Source organism: Stenotrophomonas sp. STEN031 (assembly GCF_056759975.1).
Genome location: NZ_JBRREA010000005.1, coordinates 89,105 through 113,562 on the forward strand (window position 1 = coordinate 89,105; position 24,458 = coordinate 113,562).

Annotated in this window: 25 protein-coding genes; 7 read left to right on the plus strand and 18 right to left on the minus strand. The window is 61.9% G+C overall.

The genetic code is table 11. The features are described 5' to 3' along the window. Nucleotide 1 precedes the first annotated feature (1 nt). Together ACVOLQ_RS03715 and ACVOLQ_RS03720 are read left to right on the plus strand one after the other, a co-directional pair. Nucleotides 2-853: an HNH endonuclease gene (locus ACVOLQ_RS03715; RefSeq protein WP_481527120.1), complete on the plus strand. Its 852-nt coding sequence runs from the start codon at nucleotides 2-4 to the stop codon at nucleotides 851-853. Then, entirely contained in the window at nucleotides 850-1,671 is an 822-nt protein-coding gene (locus ACVOLQ_RS03720) for a GIY-YIG nuclease family protein (RefSeq protein WP_481527121.1), read from the plus strand. The genes ACVOLQ_RS03715 and ACVOLQ_RS03720 overlap by 4 nt, the downstream gene beginning before the upstream one ends. Before the next feature lie 253 nt (nucleotides 1,672-1,924). On the opposite strand, the gene ACVOLQ_RS03725 is transcribed toward ACVOLQ_RS03720, so the two are convergent. From ACVOLQ_RS03725 to ACVOLQ_RS03750, 6 genes are all read right to left on the minus strand, one after another. Continuing rightward, a complete protein-coding gene (locus ACVOLQ_RS03725; protein ID WP_481527122.1) occupies nucleotides 1,925-2,557 on the minus strand; it encodes an ankyrin repeat domain-containing protein in 633 nt (210 codons plus the stop codon). Next, nucleotides 2,557-2,952, minus strand: a complete 396-nt coding sequence (locus ACVOLQ_RS03730; RefSeq protein ID WP_481527123.1) for a hypothetical protein — start codon at nucleotides 2,950-2,952, stop codon at nucleotides 2,557-2,559. The genes ACVOLQ_RS03725 and ACVOLQ_RS03730 overlap by 1 nt, the downstream gene beginning before the upstream one ends. Nucleotides 2,953-2,954: 2 nt before the next feature. Beyond that, nucleotides 2,955-3,467, minus strand: coding sequence for an H-NS family nucleoid-associated regulatory protein (locus ACVOLQ_RS03735; RefSeq protein WP_481527124.1), 513 nt, complete (start codon nucleotides 3,465-3,467; stop codon nucleotides 2,955-2,957). Between the two features lie 99 nt (nucleotides 3,468-3,566). Further along, nucleotides 3,567-3,854, minus strand: coding sequence for a hypothetical protein (locus ACVOLQ_RS03740; RefSeq protein ID WP_481527125.1), 288 nt, complete (start codon nucleotides 3,852-3,854; stop codon nucleotides 3,567-3,569). A 74-nt stretch (nucleotides 3,855-3,928) separates the two neighbouring features. After that, nucleotides 3,929-4,903, minus strand: coding sequence for an SOS response-associated peptidase family protein (locus ACVOLQ_RS03745; protein WP_481527126.1), 975 nt, complete (start codon nucleotides 4,901-4,903; stop codon nucleotides 3,929-3,931). A gap of 13 nt (nucleotides 4,904-4,916) precedes the next feature. After that, nucleotides 4,917-6,794 carry a DUF262 domain-containing protein gene (locus ACVOLQ_RS03750; protein ID WP_481527127.1) on the minus strand — a complete coding sequence of 626 codons (1,878 nt, stop codon included), beginning with the start codon at nucleotides 6,792-6,794 and terminating at the stop codon, nucleotides 4,917-4,919. Nucleotides 6,795-7,068: 274 nt separating this feature from the next. Here ACVOLQ_RS03750 and ACVOLQ_RS03755 point away from each other — a divergent pair, with 274 nt between their 5' ends. Beyond that, entirely contained in the window at nucleotides 7,069-7,416 is a 348-nt protein-coding gene (locus ACVOLQ_RS03755; RefSeq protein ID WP_481527128.1) for an HNH endonuclease, read from the plus strand. A 132-nt stretch (nucleotides 7,417-7,548) separates the two neighbouring features. After that, nucleotides 7,549-8,121 (plus strand): hypothetical protein, encoded by a 573-nt coding sequence (locus ACVOLQ_RS03760; RefSeq protein WP_481527129.1) that lies wholly within the window; start codon nucleotides 7,549-7,551, stop codon nucleotides 8,119-8,121. A gap of 6 nt (nucleotides 8,122-8,127) precedes the next feature. On the opposite strand, the gene ACVOLQ_RS03765 is transcribed toward ACVOLQ_RS03760, so the two are convergent. Then, on the minus strand, nucleotides 8,128-11,064 hold the full coding sequence (locus ACVOLQ_RS03765) for a UvrD-helicase domain-containing protein (protein ID WP_481527130.1): 2,937 nt from the start codon (nucleotides 11,062-11,064) through the stop codon (nucleotides 8,128-8,130). A 193-nt stretch (nucleotides 11,065-11,257) separates the two neighbouring features. Between ACVOLQ_RS03765 and ACVOLQ_RS03770 the strand changes: the two genes are divergently transcribed. The 3 genes from ACVOLQ_RS03770 to ACVOLQ_RS03780 are packed head-to-tail and all read left to right on the plus strand — an operon-like array spanning nucleotide 11,258 to nucleotide 13,826. Beyond that, nucleotides 11,258-11,719, plus strand: coding sequence for a LexA family protein (locus ACVOLQ_RS03770; protein ID WP_481527131.1), 462 nt, complete (start codon nucleotides 11,258-11,260; stop codon nucleotides 11,717-11,719). Beyond that, nucleotides 11,719-12,564, plus strand: coding sequence for an HNH endonuclease (locus ACVOLQ_RS03775; protein ID WP_481527132.1), 846 nt, complete (start codon nucleotides 11,719-11,721; stop codon nucleotides 12,562-12,564). The genes ACVOLQ_RS03770 and ACVOLQ_RS03775 overlap by 1 nt, the downstream gene beginning before the upstream one ends. Next, nucleotides 12,564-13,826 carry a Y-family DNA polymerase gene (locus ACVOLQ_RS03780; RefSeq protein ID WP_481527133.1) on the plus strand — a complete coding sequence of 421 codons (1,263 nt, stop codon included), beginning with the start codon at nucleotides 12,564-12,566 and terminating at the stop codon, nucleotides 13,824-13,826. The genes ACVOLQ_RS03775 and ACVOLQ_RS03780 overlap by 1 nt, the downstream gene beginning before the upstream one ends. A gap of 23 nt (nucleotides 13,827-13,849) precedes the next feature. Here the strand turns inward: ACVOLQ_RS03780 and ACVOLQ_RS03785 are convergent, their stop codons facing one another. The 11 genes from ACVOLQ_RS03785 to ACVOLQ_RS03835 all read right to left on the minus strand — a co-directional run bounded on the left by ACVOLQ_RS03785 (nucleotide 13,850) and on the right by ACVOLQ_RS03835 (nucleotide 24,437). Then, nucleotides 13,850-14,656: a hypothetical protein gene (locus ACVOLQ_RS03785; RefSeq protein WP_481527134.1), complete on the minus strand. Its 807-nt coding sequence runs from the start codon at nucleotides 14,654-14,656 to the stop codon at nucleotides 13,850-13,852. Between the two features lie 396 nt (nucleotides 14,657-15,052). Next, nucleotides 15,053-17,437 carry a DEAD/DEAH box helicase family protein gene (locus ACVOLQ_RS03790; protein ID WP_481527135.1) on the minus strand — a complete coding sequence of 795 codons (2,385 nt, stop codon included), beginning with the start codon at nucleotides 17,435-17,437 and terminating at the stop codon, nucleotides 15,053-15,055. Beyond that, nucleotides 17,427-19,397, minus strand: coding sequence for a site-specific DNA-methyltransferase (locus ACVOLQ_RS03795; protein ID WP_481527136.1), 1,971 nt, complete (start codon nucleotides 19,395-19,397; stop codon nucleotides 17,427-17,429). Before ACVOLQ_RS03795 ends, ACVOLQ_RS03790 begins: the two co-directional genes overlap by 11 nt. Before the next feature lie 325 nt (nucleotides 19,398-19,722). Then, complete coding sequence (locus ACVOLQ_RS03800) at nucleotides 19,723-20,118, minus strand: hypothetical protein (protein WP_481527137.1); 396 nt, start codon at nucleotides 20,116-20,118, stop codon at nucleotides 19,723-19,725. A 207-nt stretch (nucleotides 20,119-20,325) separates the two neighbouring features. Beyond that, nucleotides 20,326-20,805 (minus strand): JAB domain-containing protein, encoded by a 480-nt coding sequence (locus tag ACVOLQ_RS03805; protein ID WP_478060886.1) that lies wholly within the window; start codon nucleotides 20,803-20,805, stop codon nucleotides 20,326-20,328. A gap of 210 nt (nucleotides 20,806-21,015) precedes the next feature. After that, nucleotides 21,016-21,291: a hypothetical protein gene (locus ACVOLQ_RS03810; RefSeq protein WP_481527138.1), complete on the minus strand. Its 276-nt coding sequence runs from the start codon at nucleotides 21,289-21,291 to the stop codon at nucleotides 21,016-21,018. Next, nucleotides 21,288-21,794, minus strand: a complete 507-nt coding sequence (locus ACVOLQ_RS03815) for a hypothetical protein (RefSeq protein ID WP_478060882.1) — start codon at nucleotides 21,792-21,794, stop codon at nucleotides 21,288-21,290. The genes ACVOLQ_RS03810 and ACVOLQ_RS03815 overlap by 4 nt, the downstream gene beginning before the upstream one ends. After that, a complete protein-coding gene (locus ACVOLQ_RS03820) occupies nucleotides 21,791-22,183 on the minus strand; it encodes a hypothetical protein (protein WP_481527139.1) in 393 nt (130 codons plus the stop codon). The genes ACVOLQ_RS03815 and ACVOLQ_RS03820 overlap by 4 nt, the downstream gene beginning before the upstream one ends. Nucleotides 22,184-22,330: 147 nt before the next feature. Beyond that, nucleotides 22,331-22,549: a hypothetical protein gene (locus ACVOLQ_RS03825; protein WP_254573925.1), complete on the minus strand. Its 219-nt coding sequence runs from the start codon at nucleotides 22,547-22,549 to the stop codon at nucleotides 22,331-22,333. 1 nt (nucleotide 22,550) lies between these two features. After that, nucleotides 22,551-23,345 (minus strand): outer membrane lipoprotein, encoded by a 795-nt coding sequence (locus ACVOLQ_RS03830; RefSeq protein WP_254573924.1) that lies wholly within the window; start codon nucleotides 23,343-23,345, stop codon nucleotides 22,551-22,553. 66 nt (nucleotides 23,346-23,411) lie between these two features. Further along, on the minus strand, nucleotides 23,412-24,437 hold the full coding sequence (locus ACVOLQ_RS03835) for an ArdC family protein (RefSeq protein ID WP_481527140.1): 1,026 nt from the start codon (nucleotides 24,435-24,437) through the stop codon (nucleotides 23,412-23,414). Between the last annotated feature and the right edge of the window lie 21 nt (nucleotides 24,438-24,458).

Consider the following 24,458-nt stretch of genomic DNA (forward strand, 5'->3'; position numbering starts at 1 on the left):
GATGCCGCAGACACGCACCAAACGCGACGGGGTGAAGTATTGGCGGGCGGTGGATGCCATTGCCGAACTGGGGAGCGCCACCCTGGCCGAGGTGGAAGCCTGGGACCGCGAGCGCTTTCCACAGGATCCCCTGGGCAACGCTCGAGCCGACCTGGAGCTGTTCACGGTCAACAGCCCCAGCCGTGTGCATTACAACTATTCGCGCACGAACTGGCGAAGCGACCAGGACCATCCCCACGACCGTCTCTTCAAGGTGGTGGACATGGGCCCACCGCGACGAACTCGCTATGTGCTGTTCAACCCGGCCGCCCATGGCCACTGGAACCTGCTCCGGGGTGCCGATACGAAGTGGCAAGCCGCGCCCCTGGCCCTGGACGACCAAGCCAGGGTGGAAGCCGAGGCGCAGATCGATGCATTCGACACCCCGCTGAACAGCGCCCACGACGCTCGTGTGTGGGCGATGCGCGCCGTGGCCCAGCGCCGTGGTCAACCGCTCTTCCGCGCCAAACTGCTGGACGCCTACGGCGGACGATGCGCCATCACCGGGTGCTCGGCCGTGGAGGTTCTGGAAGCGGCGCACGTGCTCCCCTACAAGGGCGAGCACACCAACCGGTTGGACAACGGCCTGCTCTTGCGTGCTGACCTCCACACGCTTTTCGATTGCGGGCTGCTCTGGATCACCCCCGAGCACACCGTGGCGTTGGCACCCTCGTTGCTCGCCACCGATTACGCGGCCCTGGAGGGCAGGTCTCTGGCCCTGCCCTCCGCGCAGGCCCATCGGCCCAACCCGGCCCACCTTACCGAGCACGCGGCGGCGTGCGTGGCCCGTCATACCCAAGGTTCGCACCCATGAAATTGTTCGACCTGATCAAGGTGTGGGAACCCACCTTCGAGGCCCAAAAAGCGAAGGTCCACCTGGCGCGCTACAACGGCAACGAGCGCCCACTGGACGTGTTCCTGGAGGGTCAGTTCGACGAATGGCAGCGCTGGCAGAGCAAGCGCAACTTCCAGCGCGAGTTTGTCGTGGCCTTGATCAGCACGGGCTCGCCCACCCGCTGGCTCTATGCGGGCCTTTTCCGCTCCCTTGACCATGTCGAGGAGGGCGATCCCAAGCCTCATTACTACTACACGTTGGAACGGGTGTCCTCGTGCGAGGAATGGGTGGGCCGCCTCTTCCTGGAAAGCCGATACACCGAGCGCCACTCCTACCCCAAGGGGGAAACACTGGCCAAGGACCTGACGGTGACTGAGCTGTTGGCCGAACGGCTGTCCATCTCAGACTTCCCAGGATTCAAGGCGGTAAACCTGACCAAGGCACAGTTGGACATCGTTGTGCGCCAGCAAACCGCGGCATGGCGCGCGGCCTTGTCCTCCGTGAAGGGAATCTACGTCATCACCGACACGACCACCGGCCAGCTCTACGTCGGCAAGGCCTCTGGGGCCGACGCGATCTGGGGACGCTGGTGCGCGTATGCGGCCAATGGGCACGGCGGCAACGTGGCGTTGCGCAAGGAATTCGGCATCGAGGCCACGGAAGAACGCCGGCACGCGTTGCGCTTCGCTGTCCTGGAAATCGCTGACCTGTCCGCCACCGAGGACGACTTGTGCGAGCGGGAAAGCCACTGGAAATCCGTGCTGCTGTCGCGCGAACACGGCTACAACCGCAATTGAAAAGCCCCGGCCTGACCGGGGCTGTCGCTCCTGCGCTTCGTGGCGGGGTCTCCCTACCGCCGGCCCCCTTCCCGGCCGCGCCTGACTTGCGAGCAAGTCGGCCGCGGTGCTTCCGTTCTGATTACGCGTTTTGCGGGTGCAATGGCTTGGGCGACGGGGACAGAATACACACAAGCCCAAGGCCGGAAAATCGGCGTGGAGCGCAGCGTGGGGACAGGAAACCCCCGCGTTTCCGCTCGGACTTCTCCGACATTCAACGGTCGATCCAGTCTCCCAAGGTTTCCCCGCGCGCTTGCACCACCAGCTCAAAGGTGTCTTTCGAAGGTGCTTCGTCCATCAACGTCTCCAGGTTTACCAGGTGAGGGTCGGCACCATTGGCCAACAGCCACTCGCACACCTCATAGTCGTATCCACCACGCACTGCTGCAGCCAGAACGGTATCGCCCTCATCGTTCATCGCGTTGAAGTCGGCGCCGTGCCGTTTCAGCAACGCCATCTGTTCTTCGGTCATCAAAGCTTCGTGGGAAGGCGTTTCCCCCATGTAACCTGCGGCGTTGACATTGGCACCGGCAAGCAACAGCAGCTCGGCTACCGCCAAGTGCTGCTGTTGCAAGGCCGCGTGCAGCGGCCGATCTCCAGGCTTATCCATCGAATGGTGCCAATGGCTTTCGCTCTCCACCTTGGCGCCAGCAGAGATCAGTGCCACACAAGCTTCCAGGTGCCCCTGCTGCGCCGATCGATGCAACGGCATCTCGACGCCGACAAACCAGGTGTCTTCCACCTCAACGGCGACGTTGGGATCCGCGCCCCTACGGAGGAGTTTCCGAATCTCCTCTGCCCGCCCGGATTTGGCCGCGTCGAAGAGCTGTTCTTGCAGATTGCGCACTATCCTCCCCCTCTCTGTTCAGCCAACCATTGATCAGCTGTCTTCCCCTTCAGCTCCTCTGCCAGGTGGCTGGCGCACAGCATCGTGCCGTCGGACCTTAGGTTGGCCACGGTGTGGGCCGCCAGCACCGATGCAGCAAAGGCATGGCGCTTGGTCCGCCCTTGCTCTTCCCATCCAACGGGCAGCGACTCAATGGCAGCCAATGCTTCTTTGCCCGAGAGGTATTGCATGCACGTTAGAAACGACCAGTTGAGCCCCACCTGCTCACGGAGCCTGGCCGCGGCGGCCTTCTCGTCCACTTTTCCCTCGACGGTGTCGAGCAGGGCATGCATGGCGGCCACCGCCTTGCCCTGCGCCGTCAGCCTGCTCTTCCGCTTGGGGAACAGTCCTCGCACGGTCAGGCTTTCTCCGCCGCTTTCTTCGCTACATTCTTCAAGGGCTTCTTCACGACCTTTCGTGCCGCCTTCTTCGCCCCCTTGGCCACCTTCTTGGTCGCCTTCGCGGGTGTCTTCGTCGCCCCGCTGGCCGGCGGGAACTTCGCGCCAGGGTTGGCCTGGGCCCAGGCCTTGCCCTCGGCGGACTTCGCCCACGCGGCAAACGCCTTGGGGGTCAGCCCACGGCCCGCCCAGGTTTCCCCGGTCGGCAGTCGATACTTCGGGGCCACCTTGCCGAGCTTGCGGCCTTTGCGGGACGCGGTGGCCGCCTTGGTCGCGCGCGCCGGCTTGTCCTCAAGCGTTTCACCGATGAGCTTGGCCACCTGGCGACGTTGGGAGGGGCTCAACACCTTGGCGAACTTCTGGAGCACGGCCAGCGCCTTGGGCACTTCGCCGTCGCGCTTCTCGACCAGCTTACGCTGGGCTTCCAGCTGTTTGATTTCCGCGTTGATGGACTGAAGGGTGGTCAGGGCCAAGGGGCATCTCCGTTACGAGGAACCAGGGGTTATAGCCCATAAGTCTAGATTTCGGCCACATAGTGGCCAAAATCTAGAGTAATCCCCGGCCCCTTCCGATCAATCGCGCTCGACCACGACCGTCCACGCGAAACTGGCCTGCGGCAACCCGGTGTTCGGGTCCGTCCCCATGGTGGCCTGCGGCAAGACGCTGATGACCCGCCACCCCTGGGCGTAGAGCTGCGGGATGGTGAGCGAGCCGGCGGTCTTGCACTCGAACACGGTGTCGTTGGTGAGGGTTCCGTCCTTGAGCACGGGCTTCGAAGAGCAGACCTCTCCTTGCTTGGCGAGAACGGTGGTGGACGCGGCCAACAGCACGGCGGCCAGACCCAGCTTTTTCAAGTGCATAGGCAATCCCCTGTAGACCGCCTTCCTGGCGGCCTTTGAACGATAGCAACAAATGGCGTGGCCATGAATCACGCCTACGCGGCTTCCTTGACCAACTCGTAGTAGGGGTGGCGCTTGTCGTCGAAGATGGCGAACAAGGCATCCAGGTTGTTGGGATCCGGGTTCAACCAGGCATCCACGTGTTCGGGCTTGATGTTGATGATTGTGCGGTCGTGACCGGCCGCGGCCACTTCGGGTTCGGGCTCGTCGGTGATGGCGGCGAACGACCACAAATCGGGCTCCTCCCCCTTCGGGTCCACCCAGTGGGAGTAGAGGCAGGCGATATACATGGTCTCCCCGGTGCGGGGACGGAACTGGATTTCCTTCGATCCGCCCTTCCCGTCGTCCACGTTCTCGTAGAACGTTTCGGCCAGCATCAGGCCGTGGGTGTAACCGAACTGGTTGCGCCAGAAGCGCTGGAGGTTGTCGCGGCGCGCGTTGTAGGTGCCCGACACGCGCCCATCCTTCGTCCAGTCGATCGACGGATCCATGCCGGCGGGGCGGCAGTGGTAGCGCATGGGCCGCACGACCTTGCGCCCGTTCTCCGAGATCAGGACGGGGACATACCAGTCGGGGAAGATCCGGTTGTCCTTGGCCGGTTCCAACTTGGTGCGCTTCGCGTCGGCGATCCAGCGCTCCATCTGTTTGATCTTGTTCCCGGCGATGCGCTGATCGTTGAGGGCGGCCTTGGTTTCCTTCTTCGCCAGCTTCGCCTCAGCGGCGGCCAGGCGTGCCCTCTGCGCGTCGAGCTCGGCCTCGCTCTCAGCGAGCTTGCGCCCGTTCCACTCGGAGATGAGCTCCTGGATCTGCCGCTCCAGGTCCGACTTGGGCGGCAGGAAGTTCAGATCCATGCCCTTCGGGATCTTGGGGGTGAACTTGGCCGGCTTGTGGACGCGGTAGGCCTCGTCCCGCCGCAAGTAGATTTCCCAGAACGCCTTGATGTCGATTTCGGAGTCCGTTTCCCTTCGGAAATTTTCCAGCAACGTCCATGCTTCAGCGGAGTAACACATGTCGTTCCCCCTATCAGGCAACCTTGCTGGCGTCAGGCCAAACCTGGAGCAGCAATTTGAACAGGTGCTCGGTGCGCTTTCGAATAGCGGCCTCGTCCCACTCGTCCGCCTCGGGGCCGTGGAAATACTGAGTGAGATTGATCTTCGAATACTTCAAAAGTTCGGGACGCTTGGCACCCCAGGCTGCATTCTGGAGCGATGAGTTGAACGGACCGGTAATGAGCGTGAGGTTGCCCAACGTGTTGAGGATCACTTGGCGCTTCGCGATTGCCTCTCGTTCGGCCACTGGATCGTCCTTCAGTTCAGCTGGCAACGGCCAGTGCGTTTGCCAAGTTTGAGGCAGCACGTGCTCGATCGTCAGGTTGCTTGGAATTGATAGCACAGGACTTTTTGTAGACTGGGACGCCGCGTCCAACGCCTCAAGGACTGCCCGAACCTTGTATTGCGCGATGCGCCCATACAGTGGCCACTCAAACACGGCGGTGAGCAGCTCCATGTCTGAGGGGAACTTGGTGCTTTCGCCGGTTCCCTTCCCGAGTTGTTCAGCCACGGCTTTGGCCGACACCGTGCCCGCGCGCTCAATTGCTTTGATCAGGTCCACGAACAGCCGGTTGTAGTTCTTGCCGGTATAGTTGGTGATGAGCCGACGCATCAGGAAGGAGTCGAGCACCGCCAACACCTTGTCGAACTCGGCGCGGTCGTCGGGCACCAGCTCTGCGTGAGCATGCAAAAGGAAGGGATACACCGTGCTGGTATCCACCGCCTCCAGGTTGCGCAGGAACCGGGCCAACGCTGGATGCCCTTCGGCGCGGTGGAATGCCTCGAACACGTCAGCGTAGTGGGCCAATTGCCGGATGTGCCCCGCCGCGTCAGTGGGCACTGGGATTCTGGATTCTGGAGTCGGCTCACCACTTTCCACGAACGCCTTGAAGGCATTGAAGAGGTGGGTAGTCCTCACCTCATCCCGCGTCATGAGCGTCAGGTAGTGGTTGATGAACAGATCGATGCGGGGCCGCTTGATCCGACCCTGCTGGACCTCCTGCCGCCAGAACTCCGTTTCAAACCGGCTCCAGTTGTCCTCGTAGAGCGCTTCAACGTCCGCGTTCTGAACAAGCGCCTTGCGGAACAGGTAGTTCTTGATGAGGTCTGCCGGCAACAATTCCGTGCCACGGGCGTTGAGCGTTTCAAAAATGACCTGGGTTTCGTCATCGCGATCGAGGTTGATCACCACCAACTGGAGACCTCCCTTGACCACCTGCCACAACGCTTCAATGCGATCTTCAACGGTCTTTCCCGCCAATTCGGCTTGGTCGTCGACGTCGTCTTCTTTGCCCGCTATCCAAGCATCGAGCTTGCCGTGGAAGTAGCGATAGGCACCCACCAGGTTGCTGCCCGCCAGCGCGGGCTTGCCCTTGACGGCCTGGTCTAGCTCTTTCAGTGAGGCACAGCCGTGGATGGTCTTGAAAGGAACACGATCGCTGTTGGTGGGCCAGAGTTTGAACTTCTCGATGGGATCCTCCACCCGCGATGGGTTGTTCTCCACCAGTGCCGAGAACCGTTCTGCATACTTATCAGCACCCCTTCCCGCCGCCAGATTGCGTGCCGCGATGAGAAACAGCTGCAACGTGGTGAAGCGCTGCTGACCGTCGATGACCTGGCGCGTCTCGATGGACCCGGCAGAATGAGGCAACTGTTCAAGCACGATGGCGCCAAGGAAGTGCGCCCGGGTTTTTCCGGTGCGCAGCTGCTTGTCGAGCAGCGCATGGATGTCTTCCCAGAGGTAGTCCCAGTTCTCCGCCTCGTTCCAGACATAGGGCCGCTGAAAAAGTGGCACCTGAAAAAAAACGTTCGGGTCGAAGATAGCTTCCAGCTGACGGGTATTCGCGTCCAAGTTCCCCCCTGATCGGTTGCGGCCGGCTCCAGCAGCCAGCTTAACGTGCCGCATGGTGCCCCGGTTCCGTCTCACCACGCGAGCCTGGATTTTCGCCTTGTTCGTCGTTCCTGGGGGCACCCTTGACACCACCCCCGGCCCGGCGCGATAACTCCCCTGCCGCGTGGGAACTTACCCCCGGTGTATTGCCTGCTTAGCTCAAGGCAACAGGTGCCCGAAGCGTTCTCGCCTAGAGACGTCGGGAAGCTATTTCCTGTTTTTCCCGAGACTAAGCATGCCCAAACTCCAACGCCTAAGAACCGATGCATTCCACGCCCAGAAGGGCCGCTGCTGCTACTGCAGCCTGCCCATGTGGAACGCCTCACCCGATGAACTGAAACCCTTCGGCCTGCCCGCACGCACGGCCAATCCGTTGCGCTGCACCGCCGAACACCTGGTGGCCCAACAGGACGGCGGCAAGGACGTGGCCGGCAACATCGCCGCTGCTTGCTGGCTCTGCAACACGCGTAGACACAAACGGAAGTCCCCGCCCTCCCCCGAGGCCTACCGCGCCTTCGTTCAGAAGCGCCTAGCCAAGGGGAAATGGCACCCTCCGGGGGTGGCCAAGGTGCGACGCCGATAAGCAGTCAGACACCGCAATGGAGAACGAAGGGAGAATGACAGCTCTCCCTTCGTTGCCGCTCCATCATTGCTGCCCGGCAGGGGCGCCCGTGGAAAGCTGCGGGGTAGCAGTAGGCTGGGCTACGATGTGGCCATGCCCGTATCACCCGACAATGCCTATCGGCTGTTGAAAGCCTTCGGAATGCTTGAGTTCCAGCTCAAGCAGACCAGCGAATTCTTTCAGGCGAGGACTCCCAAGCCGCCCATCTGGAAAACATTCAAGATCGGCTCACTGGAGATCGATGTGCGTCTCAGCGCCTCGCCATCACCTGCCGCCGTTCCGGTGGTAGACGTGGACTGGAACAAGGTGGATCGAGCGGTGGCGCGGATGGGGCAAGCATTCGTCGCACTCGTTCCCGTTCCCGCGCAGAGAATGCTGCTTGCACCACCACGCAATCGGCCGAAAAGGGAGCGAATCGAATTCGACCAGGCGGGCCGACCACGAGCGGCCTACCAGCCCGTCAACCTACCCCACAACGACGCCGAAGCCTTGGCCGTTGCGATGCGACGCGTTAGAAACAACCTTTTCCATGGCGGCAAGGAAGACCCGCTGGAGGAAACTTATCTCGGCGAAGACGACGACTGGGCCGAAGCTGCATCCGCTGTTGCTGAAGTGCTACTGGATCTTCTCGACCACCATGCGCTGCGACCCGTTCACGCGCCCTGATACACGTCAATCTTCCTTGGTCGGCGGGCACCGGGGAAAACGACTGCAGGAGTAGAAGATTTCCTTCGTGGTGCGATTGACGCGTTCCACCAGCACGCCCTGACCACACACCGGGCAGGCTTCCGCAGGCTCCCCTTCCGCCCTTACGATTTCCACGCCGTGATTTTTCTGGAGCTCCACCAGGAACTGGGAAGGTTGGTGCTGAGTGGTGTAGACCACGACCGAACGCTTCGCACGGGTGAGGGCCACGTAGAACAGGCGGCGCTCTTCGCCGAACTCGAAAGTCTCCGGCTCGGGCATGGCCAGCTGGAGAATGGGATCGTCCTGGACCTGGCTCGGAAATCCTAGAGTGCCTTGAACCACGTTGAGCAGCATCACGAAATCTGCTTCCAGGCCCTTTGCCCGGTGGACCGTCAGGAATCGGAGATCCAATTTGTCGCCGAACCTCCGTCGCCATACCTCCAGCTCCCTGGGCTTGTCGCTGCGATAGCGGCCCAGGATAAGCGCGGACCACAGAGGCCTCGTGTCGCCAGGCTCGGGCAGCTTGTCGTAAAGCGCCTGGAGGCTGGCCTTCAACCGTCCGGGGATGTTCTCCACCGTGGGCAGCGCGATCACACTCACCCGGGGTCCCTTCAATGGGTTGCTGGTGGACACCTTCTTGGCCAACTGCATCGGGTTCTTTGAAACGAACTCCGATGTGAGATCACACAACGCCTGAGGGCACCGGAACGTCTGGGAGAGGTGCCGAACGGCCGCGTGGGGATGGGCCTGCTGAAATCCCGACATGATCGCCAGGTCGGCGCCGGCAAACCGATAGATGCTCTGCCAGTCATCGCCCACCGCCGTGAACTGCGCACCGCTGGCGTCAACGATTGCCTGGAGCAAACGCATCCGCGCGCGGGAGGTGTCCTGGAACTCGTCCGCCAAGACCATCTTGACGCTGCAGGGGAAGCGGCCAGCGATGATGTGGTCGGCGGACTGGTTGAGCATGTCGTCGAAGTCCACCAGACCGTCCGCGGCCAACCGGTCTTCCCAGCGCTGGGCGACTTCTTCGTAGAGGTCGAGGAACAGTTCCATGCGCGGCACGAAAGCACCCGGTAGGGTGTCGATGCGTTCACGGGCCTGCTCGGCCGATTGCCGCGAGCCCTTCATGTGCTGCTGGAACACGCGCAAGACTTTCGCGATAGCCTGAGGAGACACTGGGTTCGTGTCCGGAGGGACGCGGTCAGGATCGAACACCAGGTCGATGCCCTTGGACTGGAACAAGTCCTTGAGCGCGGCCAGGGCGGCGCCGGTGCGCAGGCCGTGCGCGGTTGTTTCGAACAGTCGCGTTCCTTGGTCACGGTGGAGTTGCCGCTTCCAATGCACGCCCTCCAGGTAATCCTTGAAGGCCGGAGGCGCCTCGCCCTTGGCATTGAGCGCGAAGTGTTCGTGGAAGACGTCGATGTCGGGGTAGTAGAAGTCCGGGCGGTATTGCCGCTTGGTGGAGGTGCGGGTGTCGTGGGGATACGGCTCTTCGTAACGGTAGTTCACACCGTGGAGGAACAGCCAATCCGCGATGAGGCGCTCGGACTTGCTCTTGACGATCTCCCCGCGCAGCGTGCGAAAGCCGCGCTTTCGCTGGCTCTCCGGGTCGTAGTCCTCCGGTTCCTCGCGCGCGTCCCATCGCCCCACGTCCTTGAAATAGAGCAATCGGAAGAGATCCCACTGCGCCGCGAACGTCGGATTTTCAGCGCAGAGCTCATCGGCCAGGTGACCGATGAAGGCCTCGTCCTTGCCACTGCTCAACCAGGGCGCCGGGGTAGGCATTTTTCCCGTCGCCGCGCCGATGACTTCCAGACCGAACGCATGGAAGGTCTTGGCAGTGATGCGTTCGGCCCCGTTCAGGTGACCCAGCCGCTTGGCAATCCGTTGGCGCAGCTCGTCGGCCGCGTCGGCGTTGAAAGCTAACAGAAGAATTTCTTCCGGTGCGCAGAGCCCCTCCTCCAGCGCGTAGCCGGCCTTGGCCACGATGGTGGAGGACTTGCCCGAGCCGGCGGCGGCCACGACCAGCAGCTCGTCGTCCATGCAGACCACTGCCTTGGCCTGCTCCTCGGTCAGGGGGTTGGACTCCACCCGCTCGAAGAACGAGCGCTTGGCCTCCATCTGGTGTGCCTCAAAAGCGGCGTTGTGCGCGTCCACCAACCGGACCAGCCAGGCCTCTGCCGTAGGGTGGTAGGACGGTGGCGTGGCATCGATCCACTGCACGCCTTGGAGCACCGGAGGAGCATCGTCGGCCAGGCGCGCTCGCCGGCGGCGACGGCCAATCCAGCCCTGCTCGCCTACCCACGCGTTCTGCCGCTGCGCCCAAGCTGCCAAGGCCTTGGTGAACACGGCACGGCGGCGGCGCTCGTCCACGCCCTCTAAGTAAGCCTCGGGGGTTTGGTCGAGCGTCGGGTAGAAGCTGTTTTTCTTCTTGCGCTCCTTAGCCAATGCCGGGTGATCGAGCAGCGCTCCCCAAGTGGGCAAGCCAATCGCCGCTGGCGAAGGGATGGTCGCCTTAAGTTGCTCCAGCAAGGCCGGATCCACCTCATTCACCGCTTCCAACCGCTGATCCACCTGCCGCTGCCAAGGGTCCAGGATCTTGATGGCGCGGGATCCGTAGTGAGCCAGGCTGCCAGTCACTTCCTCCCGCACGAACTGCTGGAGCTCCTCGGCCTTGTCCTCCCCCAGACCTTCCCCGACCACCCAACCGGTTCCGATGATGTGGAAGTGGCACTCGAGCGTCGTGGAGAAGTTGTGCCGCGGCTTGCACTCCAGCGAGTGTATGAGGATCAAGGGGCCTTTCACGACGCGCCGGCCACGATCGAGGGACAGCTCGAACGCGTCCCCGTCTGAGTTGAAGATCCAGCCGCTCCCGCTGAACAACCAGCTCCGCAGCCGCGATGGCTTCCAAGTTGGCATCCCCTCTCCCTTTCCCGCGCGTGGAACCGGCCCCGCGCACCGCCCCATCGGTTTCACGGCCCCGCCCACCCTCGCAGTGACAAGGGGTTGGGCCCGTTCAGCGAAATACTAAATGACGAGGGTCTGGAAGCGGGGCTAGCCTGTCTCCCCGGTGCGTCTCACCGGGTGATTCTGACTTGTAGAGACTACCGCCATGCTCGACACCACGCTTCCGCCCGGTTACCTGGGCGCCGCCAACCTCCACGCGACTCCCCTGCCGCTGCTCCTGCTGCCGGTGCGGGTCACGTGCGGTTTTCCCTCGCCTGCTGAAGACTTCTACGGCTCGCAGGACGTGCTGGACCTCAACCAGCGCGTGGTGCGAAACCCAGTGGCCACGTTCTACGTCGAAGCGGACACGGGCACCTCGATGGTCGAGTTCGGCATCTTCCCGGGCGACACCCTGGTGGTCGATCGCTCCCTCACCGCCCGCCAAGGGGACATCGTCATGGTGTGCTGGGAAGGCGGCTTCACGGTGAAGCAGCTGCGCCTGCGCGCCGGGCGCTACGAGCTCCATTCGGGCAACCCTGCCAACGCCCCCATCGTCGTCCCGGAGGACGTGGAGCTCGACGTGTGGGGCGTTGTGACCTGGTCCTTCCGCAAACAATGGCGCCGGTGATGGATGGCGCACGCCCCAAGGCACCGCACACGTTGCGGCTCGCCCCGGTCGGCACCTGCATCTACTGCGGGACCACCGGTGTCAACCTGACTGAAGAGCACATCATTCCGAAAGGCCTAGGCGGCACCCTAGTGCTGCCCGAGGCCAGCTGCCAAGCCTGCGCCAAGCTCACATCGCAGGTCGAAATGCGGGTGTTGCGCGGCTTCATGGACCGTGGCCGACACGCATTGGGCATCAAGGGGAGAAAGGCGCACAAACGCGAGCGCCCTGCCACGGTTCCCATGACACTCATTCACCCCGACGAGACGCTCGCGGAAACGGATGTTCCGCTTCATGAGGCCATGCACGTGATGCACTTGCCGGTTTTCGTGTTGCCGGCATTCCTCAATCCCCAGAGGCCACCATCACCCACTGTAAACGACGTTGAGGTGTTCGCCATCGATACCCTCACCTTTGGAGTCGGACAGTGCGACGTGCTGCGCGAGCACTCCGCCCTGGGGGTTCGGTTCCATGACCGCATGGATATATGGGCGTTCGTGCGAATGCTCGCCAAGATCGCCCATGGCCACCACGTAGCCATTCACGGCATGTTCCCTCTGGAGGAAAGTCCCTTGGTGCCCATCATCCTAGGCACGCGCTCCGACGCCAAGAACTGGATCGGATGCACAGAACAAGATCCCCTACCCTCCGACCGCCCTTCAATGCACCTGCTCCAGGACATCCCACTGGAAGGTGAGGATGGCAGCAAAGGGATGGCCGTTCGAATCAAGCTCTTTGCCCCGCACAACGCCCCAACGTATGCCCTGGCCACGCGCTTGCGCATCGAGTCTCTTGAGAACGCGTGATGTTCGGTTTGGTGGACGGCAACAATTTCTACGCCAGTTGCGAGCGGGTTTTCAACCCGTCGTTGCGCGGCCAGCCGGTGTGTATCTTGTCTAACAACGATGGATGCGCGATCGCCCGCAGTCAGGAGTGCAAGGATCTGGGGGTGAAGATGGGCCAGCCCATCCACGAGGTGCCGCCCCACATCCGCCGGCAGCTGCGAATCTTCTCCGCGAACTTCGGCCTCTACGGCGATCTATCGGGTCGCGTGGTGTCCGTGCTGCGGGAGTGGTTCCCGCGCGTGGAGGTCTACTCCATTGACGAATCGTTCGTGACGTTCGACGGTGTGCCGGCGCAGCAACGCGAGGCGATGGCCCGCCAGGCGCGTGCCCAAATCCTCCAGTGGGTGGGCATCCCGTGTTGCGTTGGCATCGGTCCCACGAAGACCTTGGCCAAGCTGGCCAACAAGTTGGCCAAGAAAACCCCGAATGGGGTGGTCACGGCTCTGCCCGGTTCGCCAGAACTGGAAACCTATCCGGTGGAAGACGTGTGGGGCGTGGGGCGCAAGTTGACGGCCAAGCTGGGCGCGGAAGGCATCCTCACCGCGGCCGACCTGGCCCGCGCTGATCCTGACACCCTGCGGGCACGATACGGCGTGACCCTGGCGCGCACCCAACGGGAGCTGCAGGGGGTTGTCTGCAGCGACCTGGAGGAAGTGGAGCCGGAGCGGCAGCAGATCGTGGTGAGCCGTTCGTTCGGCCAGGAAGTCACCTCGCTGGAAGACCTCCAGCAAGCGGTGTCCACGTTCGCCCAGCGGGCATGCGAGAAGTTGCGGTCGCGCTCGCTGCAGGCCAGTGGGGTGTGGGTGTGGCTCAACACCAACCCTTTCAAGCCCAGCGCGGCGCAGTATCACCCCTGCAAGGCGTTCAACTTCATCGGTCCCACGAGTGACACGCGCGAAGTGCTGCTGGTCGCCCAAGGGTTGGCCAAGGCCATGTGGAAGACCGGCTACCGTTACAAGAAAGCCGGCGTGGGGTTGCTCGACCTCACGCACGGAGACGTCCACCAGGGCGACCTCTTCGCCGGCATCGACCCCCGCTCGCAAGCGCTCATGAAGGTCATGGATCAGGCGAATGCGAAGTTCGGCCGGGGCACCATGGGCATGGCGTCCTCGGCCTGGCGATCGAAGGGGCCAGCGCTGGCCAAGCCGGTGTGGGCGATGAACCAGAAAAACTTGTCGCCGGCTTACACGACCCGGTGGGATCAGTTGGTGCGGGTCAGATGACCTGTTGGCGCGCGGACTCGGAGCTAAGCCGCCACGGCGGGGAAGCGCTCCGCGTCGTCGGGATACAGATCTACCATGAAGAACTCTCGGCGAAATCCTTCAAAGATTCCCGGGTCGCGGATCATGGCCTCAATCTGAGCTTGTGCCCAAACCGCGCCATGCGCGGCAGCGCGGGCTCGCAGACGTTCCGCCTGCTGCTGAACCGCCTCTTGCGTGAGGTGGCGTTCTGCGTAGCCCTCCACTATCAATCGATAAATGGTTTGCGCGCTCAGCTGCCAGAATTCCTGCCCAGAAGGGGTTGCGCGGAGGGCGTCCATCGCACGCTCTGACGATCGTGTCATGAGCAGTGCTTGATAGAACGCAGACAGAGCCGCCTCCAGATCACCTGCAGATATCTGTCGCTTCGGAGCCAGGAATGCCCAGAAGGGCGCGCGGTGCTCGGCGCGAACAAAACCAGCAATCGCGCCGCCATGGCATGCGGCGACCACTACAATGAGGTTCAAGCGGGTGGCCACATTGAGGGTGACGAAAGCCGGCTTCACCTCGTCCCACGTCAACCCGGATCCGTCTGCGAACTCCAGCCCTTCTTCCCGGCCGTGGCACTCGATGTGCAGCAAAGGAACGTAGGCATCCCTGGCCGCTTGCTGAGCCAGCTGGGCCAACAGATCCAGGAACGCTCCACTGGAAGGGATGCGAACGCTGGCGATGTGAGGAACGTCGCCGATCACCCGCGCCCAGTCTTGGGCATCCGCGAACAGGCGGGCTGCGGTGTTGAGTTGGCCTTCCGGGAGGGAATCCACGATCAGAATTTGGTTGAAATTGGCTGCCATCTTCACCTTTCAGATCGCCAGAGCAGGAAACAACGGCCGCATGCAGGTTCTACATTTTTCGACGAGGCTTCTCATTTGGATTCGCTGCAGCACCGCCGAGCACCTCCAAAATGCGCTTGCGCTGCCGCTCTGGCTCCTCGAGGATCGGGCGCAGGACCTTCAAAACGTGGGCCCACTCCGTCTCAGACATTTCCGGATCCCAAAGCTTGGCAAGGCCCACTCACGCTCGGTAGGGCAGTTGAGCCACGGACGTTCCTTCTTTTGCTTACCCATAAGGTCACGCAGTTCGCGCCTCACCCACTCGACGCTTTCGCATACAAGATCCGCTTCACTCATCCAGCATTCTCCAATGTGAGACAGCATTCCCTAGTCCTGGGACATGTCTAGGCCAGATTACTAAGGCTTCAAACATTCCTTCACAGCTTGGTCGAGATTAGACACATGGATCGGAGTGGGCGACCCGTTCTTCATCTTCCAGACGGTGTAGCCATCCTTTGTTGCCTTGCCACCGATCGCGGTTTGCTTGCCCTCGGAAATGAAGCGGGTCAACAGCTTGGTCGCCCCCTCGTCTTGGATATCGAACAGCTTGCGAGCCACGGCATCGGTGAGCAGGTGCGAGCCCTTGGTGTCCAGGCAGAACACATACTTGCCCTTCCAGACCAGGAAGTCCGGCGAGAAGGAAGCACTGTCCCCCTCCGACAACAGCGGAATACGGAAACCGCCATTGCTTGGGTTCCGGTGCCATGTGTGTCCGGCCTTGTCCAAGGCGGCGGCGAACGGTGCTTCAAACTTGTTGAGGCCTGCGTATCGCGGATAGAGGCCGTTTTCGAAGGCCTGCGCCTTCTTCGGCACGCGCATGGTCGAGAACGTGAACTCCAGCTCGGATTCATACACCAGCGAGGTCAGCTGGTAGTAGGTGGACACGATCTCCCTAGCCAGGGTGTCAGCTGCAGCTGCGGCGTTGCTACCGGCTTCCACCCTCACGTCAAACTTGGAAGCCTTTAGGTCTACCACGGCCAATGCGGACCTAGAGCGCCCACGGATGGCGTTGCTCACCAGCCAACGCAGCCGCACCCGGTTCGCGTGCCCACTGGCCGTCCAGTCGTGGCCGATCTCCTTAGCCAAGTCAGAGATGTCCACCGTCTCGGTCTTGCTGTGCGCGTCGCCCTGAGTATCGATCTCTCCTTCCTTAAAGGTGGGGAACTGCGCTACCAACTGGGCAATGGCACCCACTGCGTCGTCGGCATCCGCATGGACCTGGTGAAGGAGCACGGAAACCCCCTCTTTGGGGGCGAGATCTTCTGAGCCGCCATCCCCACCGCCATAGGTATGAACGATCTCAATGGCTGCTCCAGATTCCTGGAGCTTGGCCCGCACGGCCTCGATCGATTCGGTGAACACGTTCTTCTTGTCCACACGCAAGAAAAAATGGGCGCTGTTGAGCAACGGTGAATCGTAATGCTTGGCGTCGTATTGGCGCAGAACGCGGCCAATGATCTGCTCAACCTTGATCTGAGAACCCATCGACTTATCGATGTAGCCAAGGTAGCAAGCAGGATCGTCCCAACCTTCCTGCAAGCCTTGGTTGAAAATTATGTGCTGAAAGTCGCCGGCCTGGAACTCGTCGAAGTCGCTCTCGCCCTTTGAGAACAAATTCAACTCATCTGGCTTGTTGCCATCGGAGAACTTCAGGTCGGCGTAAATGGCCACCTTGGCCGGATCCACTTTCTTCTGTTCAACCAGATAGCGCCAGATGCGGATCGGCGGCGCATTACGGTGTTCAAAGGGCTTGGTGTGATCGTCCTTATCACCGTCGTCGGTGATGTTGGTCTTGCACACATAGATGGCCTTCGGTGTGAACCCCAGCGCCCGGCCCTGAATTTCTTGCTCAATCAACTGAAGCCGATCGTGGAGATCGTCCAAGCAACGTTCCATCGGCGCAGTGGTGCCGTCGAACTGAATGGAAGTCTTGATCAGCTCAGCCTTGATGACCGCGTTGCTGTCCACCTCGGTGATGGCAAATGCAGTGGCGTCGGCAGCGCCCTTCCCGTCAACCGCTGCCAACAGCGCAAAACGCTCAAGACTGGCTTCATCCTCGCCCGCCTCATCGACCCAGCTTTCCTGGGGCGCAAGCACCGTTTTGGCAAAATTCGCGGGAAGCTTGAGCGTCGCGCTGGCCAAGAGGTAGGCCTCCGGCTCCAGCTCGGCCAAGATCTGGGTCTGCTGTTCGGACAGGTTGTGGCCTTCATCGTAGACGACGACCAACGGCCGCCGAACCCCACCGGCGTCACGGGCGATCAAGCGCTCCCAAGGCGATTGGTCACCGAAAAGATCCTGATCCTTCTTGTAAATGTTCAACGCCCCGTCGGCTTGCTCTTTATTGTTAAAGAGCCCAGTCGTGGCCATCACGATGAGGGGAGAACTCCCATCCGAGATCAGGTTGGGTTCCAGTTGCGCCGCCCGGATGACACGGAAATCGTCAACGAGCTCGGCATACTTTCCGCCGCCAGAAAAATTTGTATACGTCTGCTGGACAACCGACTTGGCTTTGCTCATCCAAAACACGATGGGCTCAACGGCCATGTGCATGCGCATCAACGTGACGGCCTCGGCCAGCACCGGCGTTTTACCTGCGCCCGTGATAGCCGACAGCGCCTGATAGAACGGACGAGGAAGCTTGCCCTTGTAGACCGGTCGGTAAGGGTGGCCCGCAAAGAAGGCGTATCGGCCAGCGATTTGCTGGGCTGCACGCACCTGGAACGGTTTCAGCTCAATCTGCATCCATGCCACCATCGTTGTTGTAAGCGTCCGCGCGGGCGTTAAAGCCAATGTGCTCCAGAACTTTGTCCGGGATCTGATAGAACTCGATGTCGCTGCCCGTGTAGGGCGCCAAGGCGGCGTAGACGTGATAACGCCCCGCCAAACCGACCGCCTTTGCTTCTTGCACAATCTCTTTGAACACAGTCCGCGTCAGGATGGAGGGCTGATCTGGAGCGCTCCACACCAAGAAGAAGCCTTCGTTGCGGCTATTCACAGCAAAGAGGTGCTTGTGCCCGCCGACAGGCAACCTACGAAGATAGGATTTGGCCTTGTCATTGCGATCCCAATAGCTGACCAAAAGGAGATCCATCATTTCTTCGCGCGCCAGGGCATTCACGCCGTTGGCGTCCACTTTTTCACGCTTAAGCGTGAAGTAGCGGAAGCCTCCACCCAACGGCTCACGATCCCCAGACTTCCACTTCCCAGTGATCACGCGCCGGATGCGGTCAGCCGTAAGGGTCTTGGCGTAGTGATCGCCCTTCTCGTCATTGCCCTGCTCTACAAGAATAAAGCGGCGGTTGGCGTCGGATTCCTTGTTGAGCTCCAACACCGCATTTGCCGTGGTGCCAGAGCCAGCAAAGGGATCCAACACGATTCCGTCCGGCTTGCACCAAATCTGAATAATCTTCTTCATCAGACGCAAGGGTTTCACGGTTCGGAACCCATGACCTTTGCCCACAATAGAATCCAGCTCATTGATACCAGCCTGGCTATGGCCGGATTCGGCGTGATCCCATGATTGGACGCCCAAGTCTAGAAGACCTTCATAGTCCTCATTCGCCCAGTATGTGAGCGGCACTTTACCCTTCTTCACTTTGGCAAGGTATTTTTTTGCTCGAGGCCCACCTTCACCGCCATCCGTGAAAACGAGACCCGGCCAGACACTTCCATTCCGAATAGCAAACGCCTTCTCTCTTGCACGCTCAAGGCATACCTGATCAGAGACCGGCTCGCCATTTGCAAAGGCACAACCTTTAATTACAAGAGCGCTCGCCTCGCACTCGTCATCCAGTTTGTGGGACACGTATTGACTACCCCAGCCTTGGAGCAGGCGCTTCATTTCGGCTCGTTCGAAGACCCAGTGTCCTCTTGTGGGGTAGTAAAGCTTTCCTGTGAAAGGCGATTGAATGGCGTAGGTTCCGGTCGTTCGATACTCGGGGGCAGTGGCGTCAGCAGCAGTCCAATCCCCTTCCGGATCACCATCGTCATTTCGATAGCGCGAATTCATCTTCTCAGTTCGGTCGAGAAGCCCAGTCTTCGCCCGCTCAATATCCTTCGCATAGACAAGAACGTATTCCGTCGCGGTGGAGAGGCCCCCCTTCTTTCCACCTACGTCGCTCTTGGGAGAGTATGACTTCTGCCAATTGATGATGCCAATGCGATTCTCCTCGTGGAAAATCTCATCCATCAACATCCCCAGCCTGTAGAGTTCTCGATGATCGATGCAGATGGCGATGACGCCACCAGGCTTGAGCATTTCTCGCATCATCCAAAGACGAGGCGTCATGAATCGCAGCCACTTGCTGTGGCGCGAACCATCGTCTTTGGCCACCAAATCGCCCATATCCGGGTCGTTGGGATCTTTGTCCCACTTGTCGTTGTAACGGAAGTCCTCGCCGGTGTTGTATGGCGGGTCCGTCAGCACCAGATCCACTTGGCCACGATATTTGTAAAGCGTGACCATGGTGGCGAGATTCTCGCCATCCCAGAGTTCGTTAACGCACTCCTCGTCAGCGCTGCCCACGGAAGCGCGCTTGTTGAAGTCAAACATCCGAGGCTTGACCTGACGAACGATCTGCCAAGGAGCTGTGCGCCCACTGTAGGTCAAGACGATGCCATCTCTCCCTGCTTCAGCGCGTTCGGCATCGTGCTCTTGCAGCAGCTTGATGAGCGCTGCCCTGGACAGCTCTTCGTATTTCATCTGATTACCTTGTGTTCTTCGATCGCGGACCAGCCGCAAAAATGGCCCCTTAGGGCCATGGGAAGCCTGTGCGCTGAAAAAGCCCTAGGACGACGCTTCGGAACATACCCGAACTCCGTCTCATGGGCTGCGCCGCCGCACAGCCGTTGCGACTCCGAAAGGTCGCAACTCATCCCCTTCGCCATTTTCGCCTCGACCAATACAATCAGCAAGTTAGCCCCTCCGCGCATGGATGTAGGACCCGCAAACCGTTGAGCTGCAACGAAGGCGCTAGGGGACCATCTGTGCCATCCAACTCGCACTGCGCAGACAGCGCTTTTCCCACTCACCGGCAAGCCACCTCAGCCACCGTTTGCGCAGCCCCAAGGTCCGCAGGCAGCTGGGCCTTGCAGACCCCTTCCACCTCCACCGTCAGGCCGGAGCGCGGCTGCTCCAGGTAGAGCACGCCGTCGTAGCCCACCTGGGTGGTCTCGGTCGCCGTCTTGGCCACCGTGCCCGCTTCGATGGCCGGGCCCGTGAGGCGGAAAGTTCGCGCGGTCTCGGTCAGGACGGGGAAGGTCAAGTGCATGCCGGATAGGCGGCCCGCGGTGGCGGTTTGTTCGATTTCGGCCAGCTGGGTGCCCAGCGGCAGCGCCCTGTCGTCCACGCGAACCTCGGTGGGCACCATCGGGGTCACCTCGCCCACCACCAGGCGGCCCTGGGCGTTGGTTTTCCCCGCCAAGCGGCCGCCCACCCTCACCGGCACCCCAGGTTGGCCCGGGACGTCCACCACCAGGAAGGATTCGGGCTGGACCCAGGAACGTGATTCCTAACATCGAATCCGCGTCGAAGGCGTTGTCGCCTTTCTTCCATCGAGTGCTTTTCAGATCACCGGTCGCGCAGCGGCCGGTGGCGGCGACAGGCCTTTCCTGAGTGATAAAGGGGGTGGTCACACCCACCCCCGAGCAGCCATCGACACGTGCGAGGTTCCCGCAACCACCAGATGGTCCAGCACTCGAACGTCCAGCAGTGCCAGCGACTGCTTCAGGCGGGCCGTCAGGGCACGGTCGGCCGCGCTGGGCTCCGGGTTTCCGCTGGGATGGTTGTGAAAGAAGATGACCGCCGCGGCGTTGTGGTCCAAGGCCTGCTTGGCCACGATGCGGGGGTGAACTTCGCAGCCATCGATGGTGCCCTGGAACAGGTGCTCGGTGGCAATGATGCGGTGGCGGGTATCGAGGAAGACCACGCCGAACACCTCGTGCGGCAGTCCGGCGCAGCGGGCCTTGAGGAAGTCGGCGGCGTCGCTGGGGTCGGTGATGGCGCCTTGGCGCTGCAGGCGGCGCTCCAGGATTTGCGAGGCGGCCAGGAGGATGCCTTCCTCGTCCATCGTCAGTTGATACTGGGCCCGGATGTCGTTCGCTCGCTTCATCTGCTTTCTCCACCGGCGCGGGATGCGCCTCTGGGAACCGATGGGCGAAGCGATCAGCACCTCCCGCACCCGGGAGCGAGCACCGCCAGGCGCACAGCGAAGGGCCGGAACACCGTGGAGGAGGCCTGCCCTTGCGGGAGGGGGAAGCGGAGCCAAGATTCCCAGTGAAGAGGCCACTGCCCGGTGCATACTTGAAGTGAACGGCTGGCTTCAGCGACCGAAAAATAGAGTGAGGACCAGTAGGGCCGCCATGAAGAAGACGAAATAGCGCAGCCCAATGACGGTGAGAATAAGCAGAAAATAAAGCACCTCCTGCACAATGCCACCGCGATTGAACCAGCCCGGTGCATTTTCAGCGCCCCGAGCCAGACGATTCTTCCGCCAACGCTCCTTATCAAGGTTGCGCTGCTGCTCGTCGAATGTCCTTTGAAGCGAAGGGCTTCGGCGTGCGTTCCACCAGGACGCGGCGCTACGAATGAGGTTCATGGGGAGCTCCCAGGCAACCCATAGGGATCGTCCGCCACCGCTTCCCACAAGGCCTCATAGGCAGCTCGGGCTTCCGGCCCCAAGCGAGCCATGTCCGCCGTCATCGCGGCCAGGCGACGTTGAACTCGACCCCGCGCAAGCATGTCGGCGGGGAGATCCCCGGCCTCGACCAGGACGTGGCAATCGGCTTTGATGGTGTGAACAGGGACCCTCAATCTCTCGGCCAGGGACTGGACCGACTCCCCCGCGAGCACGCCCTTCTTGACCTCCATTCGGCGAGCCTTGGTCATCGCCCTCACCCTTTCGGTGCCCGATTCGGGCTTGAGCCCGAGCGCCTTCAGATCGGAATGAATGGTGGTGTCCGTGAAGCTGTAGCCCAGTTCCATGGCGAGCGCGTGCGATGCCTCAATGGCCGTCATCCCGTGACGGAATACCTTGGCCAACGTTTGGCGTCGCAGTGCTCGCATGTCCTCCCGCGCCACGTGGTAAGCAGACAGGCTCATGCGCTCATCCCCAGGGTCTGCGAGGACAAGGCGCGCTCCCTCTGGGTGACCGGATTCCAGGCGCGGTGTTCCTCCAGGTAGTGCTGGAGGCCAGCGTCGCCAACGCACCCATCGCTGCTCATCAGGGGCAATGGCCGGTCATGTAGGCCATCCCGCTGCTGGGCGTAGGCCACCTGCTCCGGTTCGCCGTAAGCCTCCCGATGCTGGTCCAGCAGCCGGTCGATGGCGTCCACATCGCGTCGGTGGACCAGCGAGGTGGTGTAGAGGGCCTGGAGCAGTGGGTCGCGCTGCCCGTCGGTCTCGAACAGGAAATCGATGGGATCGCGCAGGTCGACCGGGTCGGGGCGAAGATGGACGTGGGATCTGGGGCTTTTCCTTTGCATGGTCATCGGGGCCACCGGTCCGAGCGGCCGCGCGAAACCTGCGGCCCGTCCACGTGGGCAGGAGGAAGGCGGTGCATGCCAGCACTGCCAGCCAGCCCGCGAACGCGACCGTGGTCCAAAGGGCGAACCACACGGCGGTCCAGTCCGGGCCCATCACTTGCCGCCGGTGCGGGCGCACCATTGCCGCGCGACGGGACGCAAATGGCAGTTGGTCATACCGGTGCGGCTGACCCCCCAGCCTCGAGCCTGACGCAGCCGGTCGATTTCCGCCTTTGCATCGTCTGACAAGCCCGCATCACCAAACTCGTCGAGAGGACGACGGTCCGCTGGGATGCGGCGCGGAGTGAGCAGACCCTTCAGAAAGGCCCACATGTCAGCGAGCCACGCAACCAATGCGCGTCTGCGTCTCTTCTCCGCACGCGCCAGCTGCTTGCGTGGGGCCGCCAATGCCCGTTGAACCCACGGGCGTGAACTGCGGGTTGCTCATGGGCGGTGCTGCATCCATCGCGTGGATGCGACGTTCGAGCGCGGCGAGTGCCCCGGACGCCTCAATCGCCTCTTGGACGGTCATTCCATCAGCAATCAGCGTTTCGAGCCCTGTTCCCACACGGGTAAGTCGAGGGGCAGGGCAAGCATCGGGGTCCCAGGTCCCTACGCTGGCGTCGCATGGAGCCATGCGGGTGGGGTCCAGAAGCGCTTGGGGAATCACGGGCACCACCCGCGTCTTCTTGCCCTTGCCCACCAGGAACACGCGATCCCCTTGGCGCACCATCACGTCCCCCTCCTGGACGATGGCGATGACCCGGCCGCGGCTGTCGCTCAAGTCGCGCACGTAGATCTCGATGGCGCGTCGGCCGGAGAAGCCGTTCTGGATGGCCGTGCCGGCCACCCCACCGATGACCCCACCGGCCACACGGGCGGCGTTGCGGTGGTCACCGTCCACGTTGCGGGCCGCGCCGTATCCCACCGCGGCTCCGATGGCCGAACCGGCGTTGACCTTCTTGTCGCTCTTGAGCTGGACGGGGCGCACCATCAGCACCTCGCCCAATCGGGCGTCCTGAACGGACAGGGCTTCAGAGGTGCCGTAGCGGCGTGAGGAGGTGTTGTCGGCGGCGAATGCCGAGGGGATGGCGGCAACGAGAGCAATGGCGAGAACGATGGGTTTCAAGGGACACCTCCATTTCGTGAGTAGGTATCCCTATGCATAACTCGAATTGGTGAACCCGCAAGGGGATCAGGCCACCATCACGTGTTCCCGCTGCTTGGTCTTCGAACGCCCCTTGGTGCGAGCCTTTTCGACGTTAGGTTTTTCAAGCTCCTGCTGGTTGGCCGCCACCGGCTGCCGTTCCTGCTCCACCTTCGGCAGTGGCTCGTGGACGAGCTCGGGCACCTTCAGAAACTCCACCACCCGATCGGCCGATGCAGCGGCTCGGAAGAGTTCGCGGGGGTCGTTGCGGAGGATCTGGATCCAGTGCTGGATGTAGGCCGCGTGCTGGGTGGGGTCGTGGCCGATGCCCAGGCGCTCGCCCATCAGCATGGACGACACTTCGGCCACCAGCTCTTCCTTCGCGTAATCCACGGAGCCGAAGCCGCCCTTCATTGGGCGATTCAAGCGGGAGGGGAAGCCGGTCCAGTGGCCCAGTTCGTGGAGGGCGGTGGCGTAGTAGCCGCTGGCCGAGTGGAAGGTGTTCCGCTCTGGGAGGTGGATGCTATCGGTCATCGGGCGGTAGAACGCTTGGTTGCCCCCGTCGTGGCTGATCTTGGCCCCACTGTCTTGGATGACCTTCTCGCAGGCCTGGTGGATCTCCGGCTCTGGCCGCTGCTCCGGTAGGACCAGTGCGGGCAAGCCATCGATCTGGGAGGCGTTGAACACCCGGGGGAAGAACACCTTGGGGTGGGCCTTGGCGATGAGCTCGGGGTCGCCGCTCTTCTTCGCTTCTTCGACCGGTGACCAGTCCCAATACTCGATGACACTGGCCCTCTCCCCCTTGCGCACCTGGGCGCCCACGGCCGCGGCTTGCTTGTAGGTCATCCAACGGTTGTCCTTCACGTCCCAGGCGTTCTGCAAGGTCCAGAGGTGGAGCAGGTTGCCGCCCTTGTAGGTCTTGCCGGTCGTGGGGTTCATCGGGCGCCCCAGGTCCATGCGGGCGTCCCAAGGTTGGACGAAGGGGCCGGTGCCCTCCTCCATCTGGCGGATCAGGCGCTCGACGACGTCGCGCGAGTGGCGCTGAAGGAAGCTTTCGTTGGTTGAATCGGACACGACAGGGATCTCCTGGGAAGA

Bases quoted from the DNA above. Each gene is read 5' to 3' on its own strand.
- ACVOLQ_RS03715 (WP_481527120.1), top strand. From the start codon at position 2: ATGCCGCAGACACGCACCAAACGCGACGGGGTGAAGTATTGGCGGGCG.
- ACVOLQ_RS03720 (WP_481527121.1), top strand. From the start codon at position 850: ATGAAATTGTTCGACCTGATCAAGGTGTGGGAACCCACCTTCGAGGCC.
- ACVOLQ_RS03740 (WP_481527125.1), bottom strand. From the start codon at position 3,854: ATGCACTTGAAAAAGCTGGGTCTGGCCGCCGTGCTGTTGGCCGCGTCC.
- ACVOLQ_RS03745 (WP_481527126.1), bottom strand. From the start codon at position 4,903: ATGTGTTACTCCGCTGAAGCATGGACGTTGCTGGAAAATTTCCGAAGG.
- ACVOLQ_RS03755 (WP_481527128.1), top strand. From the start codon at position 7,069: ATGCCCAAACTCCAACGCCTAAGAACCGATGCATTCCACGCCCAGAAG.
- ACVOLQ_RS03760 (WP_481527129.1), top strand. From the start codon at position 7,549: ATGCCCGTATCACCCGACAATGCCTATCGGCTGTTGAAAGCCTTCGGA.
- ACVOLQ_RS03765 (WP_481527130.1), bottom strand. From the start codon at position 11,064: ATGCCAACTTGGAAGCCATCGCGGCTGCGGAGCTGGTTGTTCAGCGGG.
- ACVOLQ_RS03770 (WP_481527131.1), top strand. From the start codon at position 11,258: ATGCTCGACACCACGCTTCCGCCCGGTTACCTGGGCGCCGCCAACCTC.
- ACVOLQ_RS03775 (WP_481527132.1), top strand. From the start codon at position 11,719: ATGGATGGCGCACGCCCCAAGGCACCGCACACGTTGCGGCTCGCCCCG.
- ACVOLQ_RS03780 (WP_481527133.1), top strand. From the start codon at position 12,564: ATGTTCGGTTTGGTGGACGGCAACAATTTCTACGCCAGTTGCGAGCGG.
- ACVOLQ_RS03785 (WP_481527134.1), bottom strand. From the start codon at position 14,656: ATGGCAGCCAATTTCAACCAAATTCTGATCGTGGATTCCCTCCCGGAA.
- ACVOLQ_RS03790 (WP_481527135.1), bottom strand. From the start codon at position 17,437: ATGCAGATTGAGCTGAAACCGTTCCAGGTGCGTGCAGCCCAGCAAATC.
- ACVOLQ_RS03795 (WP_481527136.1), bottom strand. From the start codon at position 19,397: ATGAAATACGAAGAGCTGTCCAGGGCAGCGCTCATCAAGCTGCTGCAA.
- ACVOLQ_RS03805 (WP_478060886.1), bottom strand. From the start codon at position 20,805: ATGAAGCGAGCGAACGACATCCGGGCCCAGTATCAACTGACGATGGAC.
- ACVOLQ_RS03810 (WP_481527138.1), bottom strand. From the start codon at position 21,291: ATGAACCTCATTCGTAGCGCCGCGTCCTGGTGGAACGCACGCCGAAGC.
- ACVOLQ_RS03815 (WP_478060882.1), bottom strand. From the start codon at position 21,794: ATGAGCCTGTCTGCTTACCACGTGGCGCGGGAGGACATGCGAGCACTG.
- ACVOLQ_RS03820 (WP_481527139.1), bottom strand. From the start codon at position 22,183: ATGACCATGCAAAGGAAAAGCCCCAGATCCCACGTCCATCTTCGCCCC.
- ACVOLQ_RS03825 (WP_254573925.1), bottom strand. From the start codon at position 22,549: ATGTGGGCCTTTCTGAAGGGTCTGCTCACTCCGCGCCGCATCCCAGCG.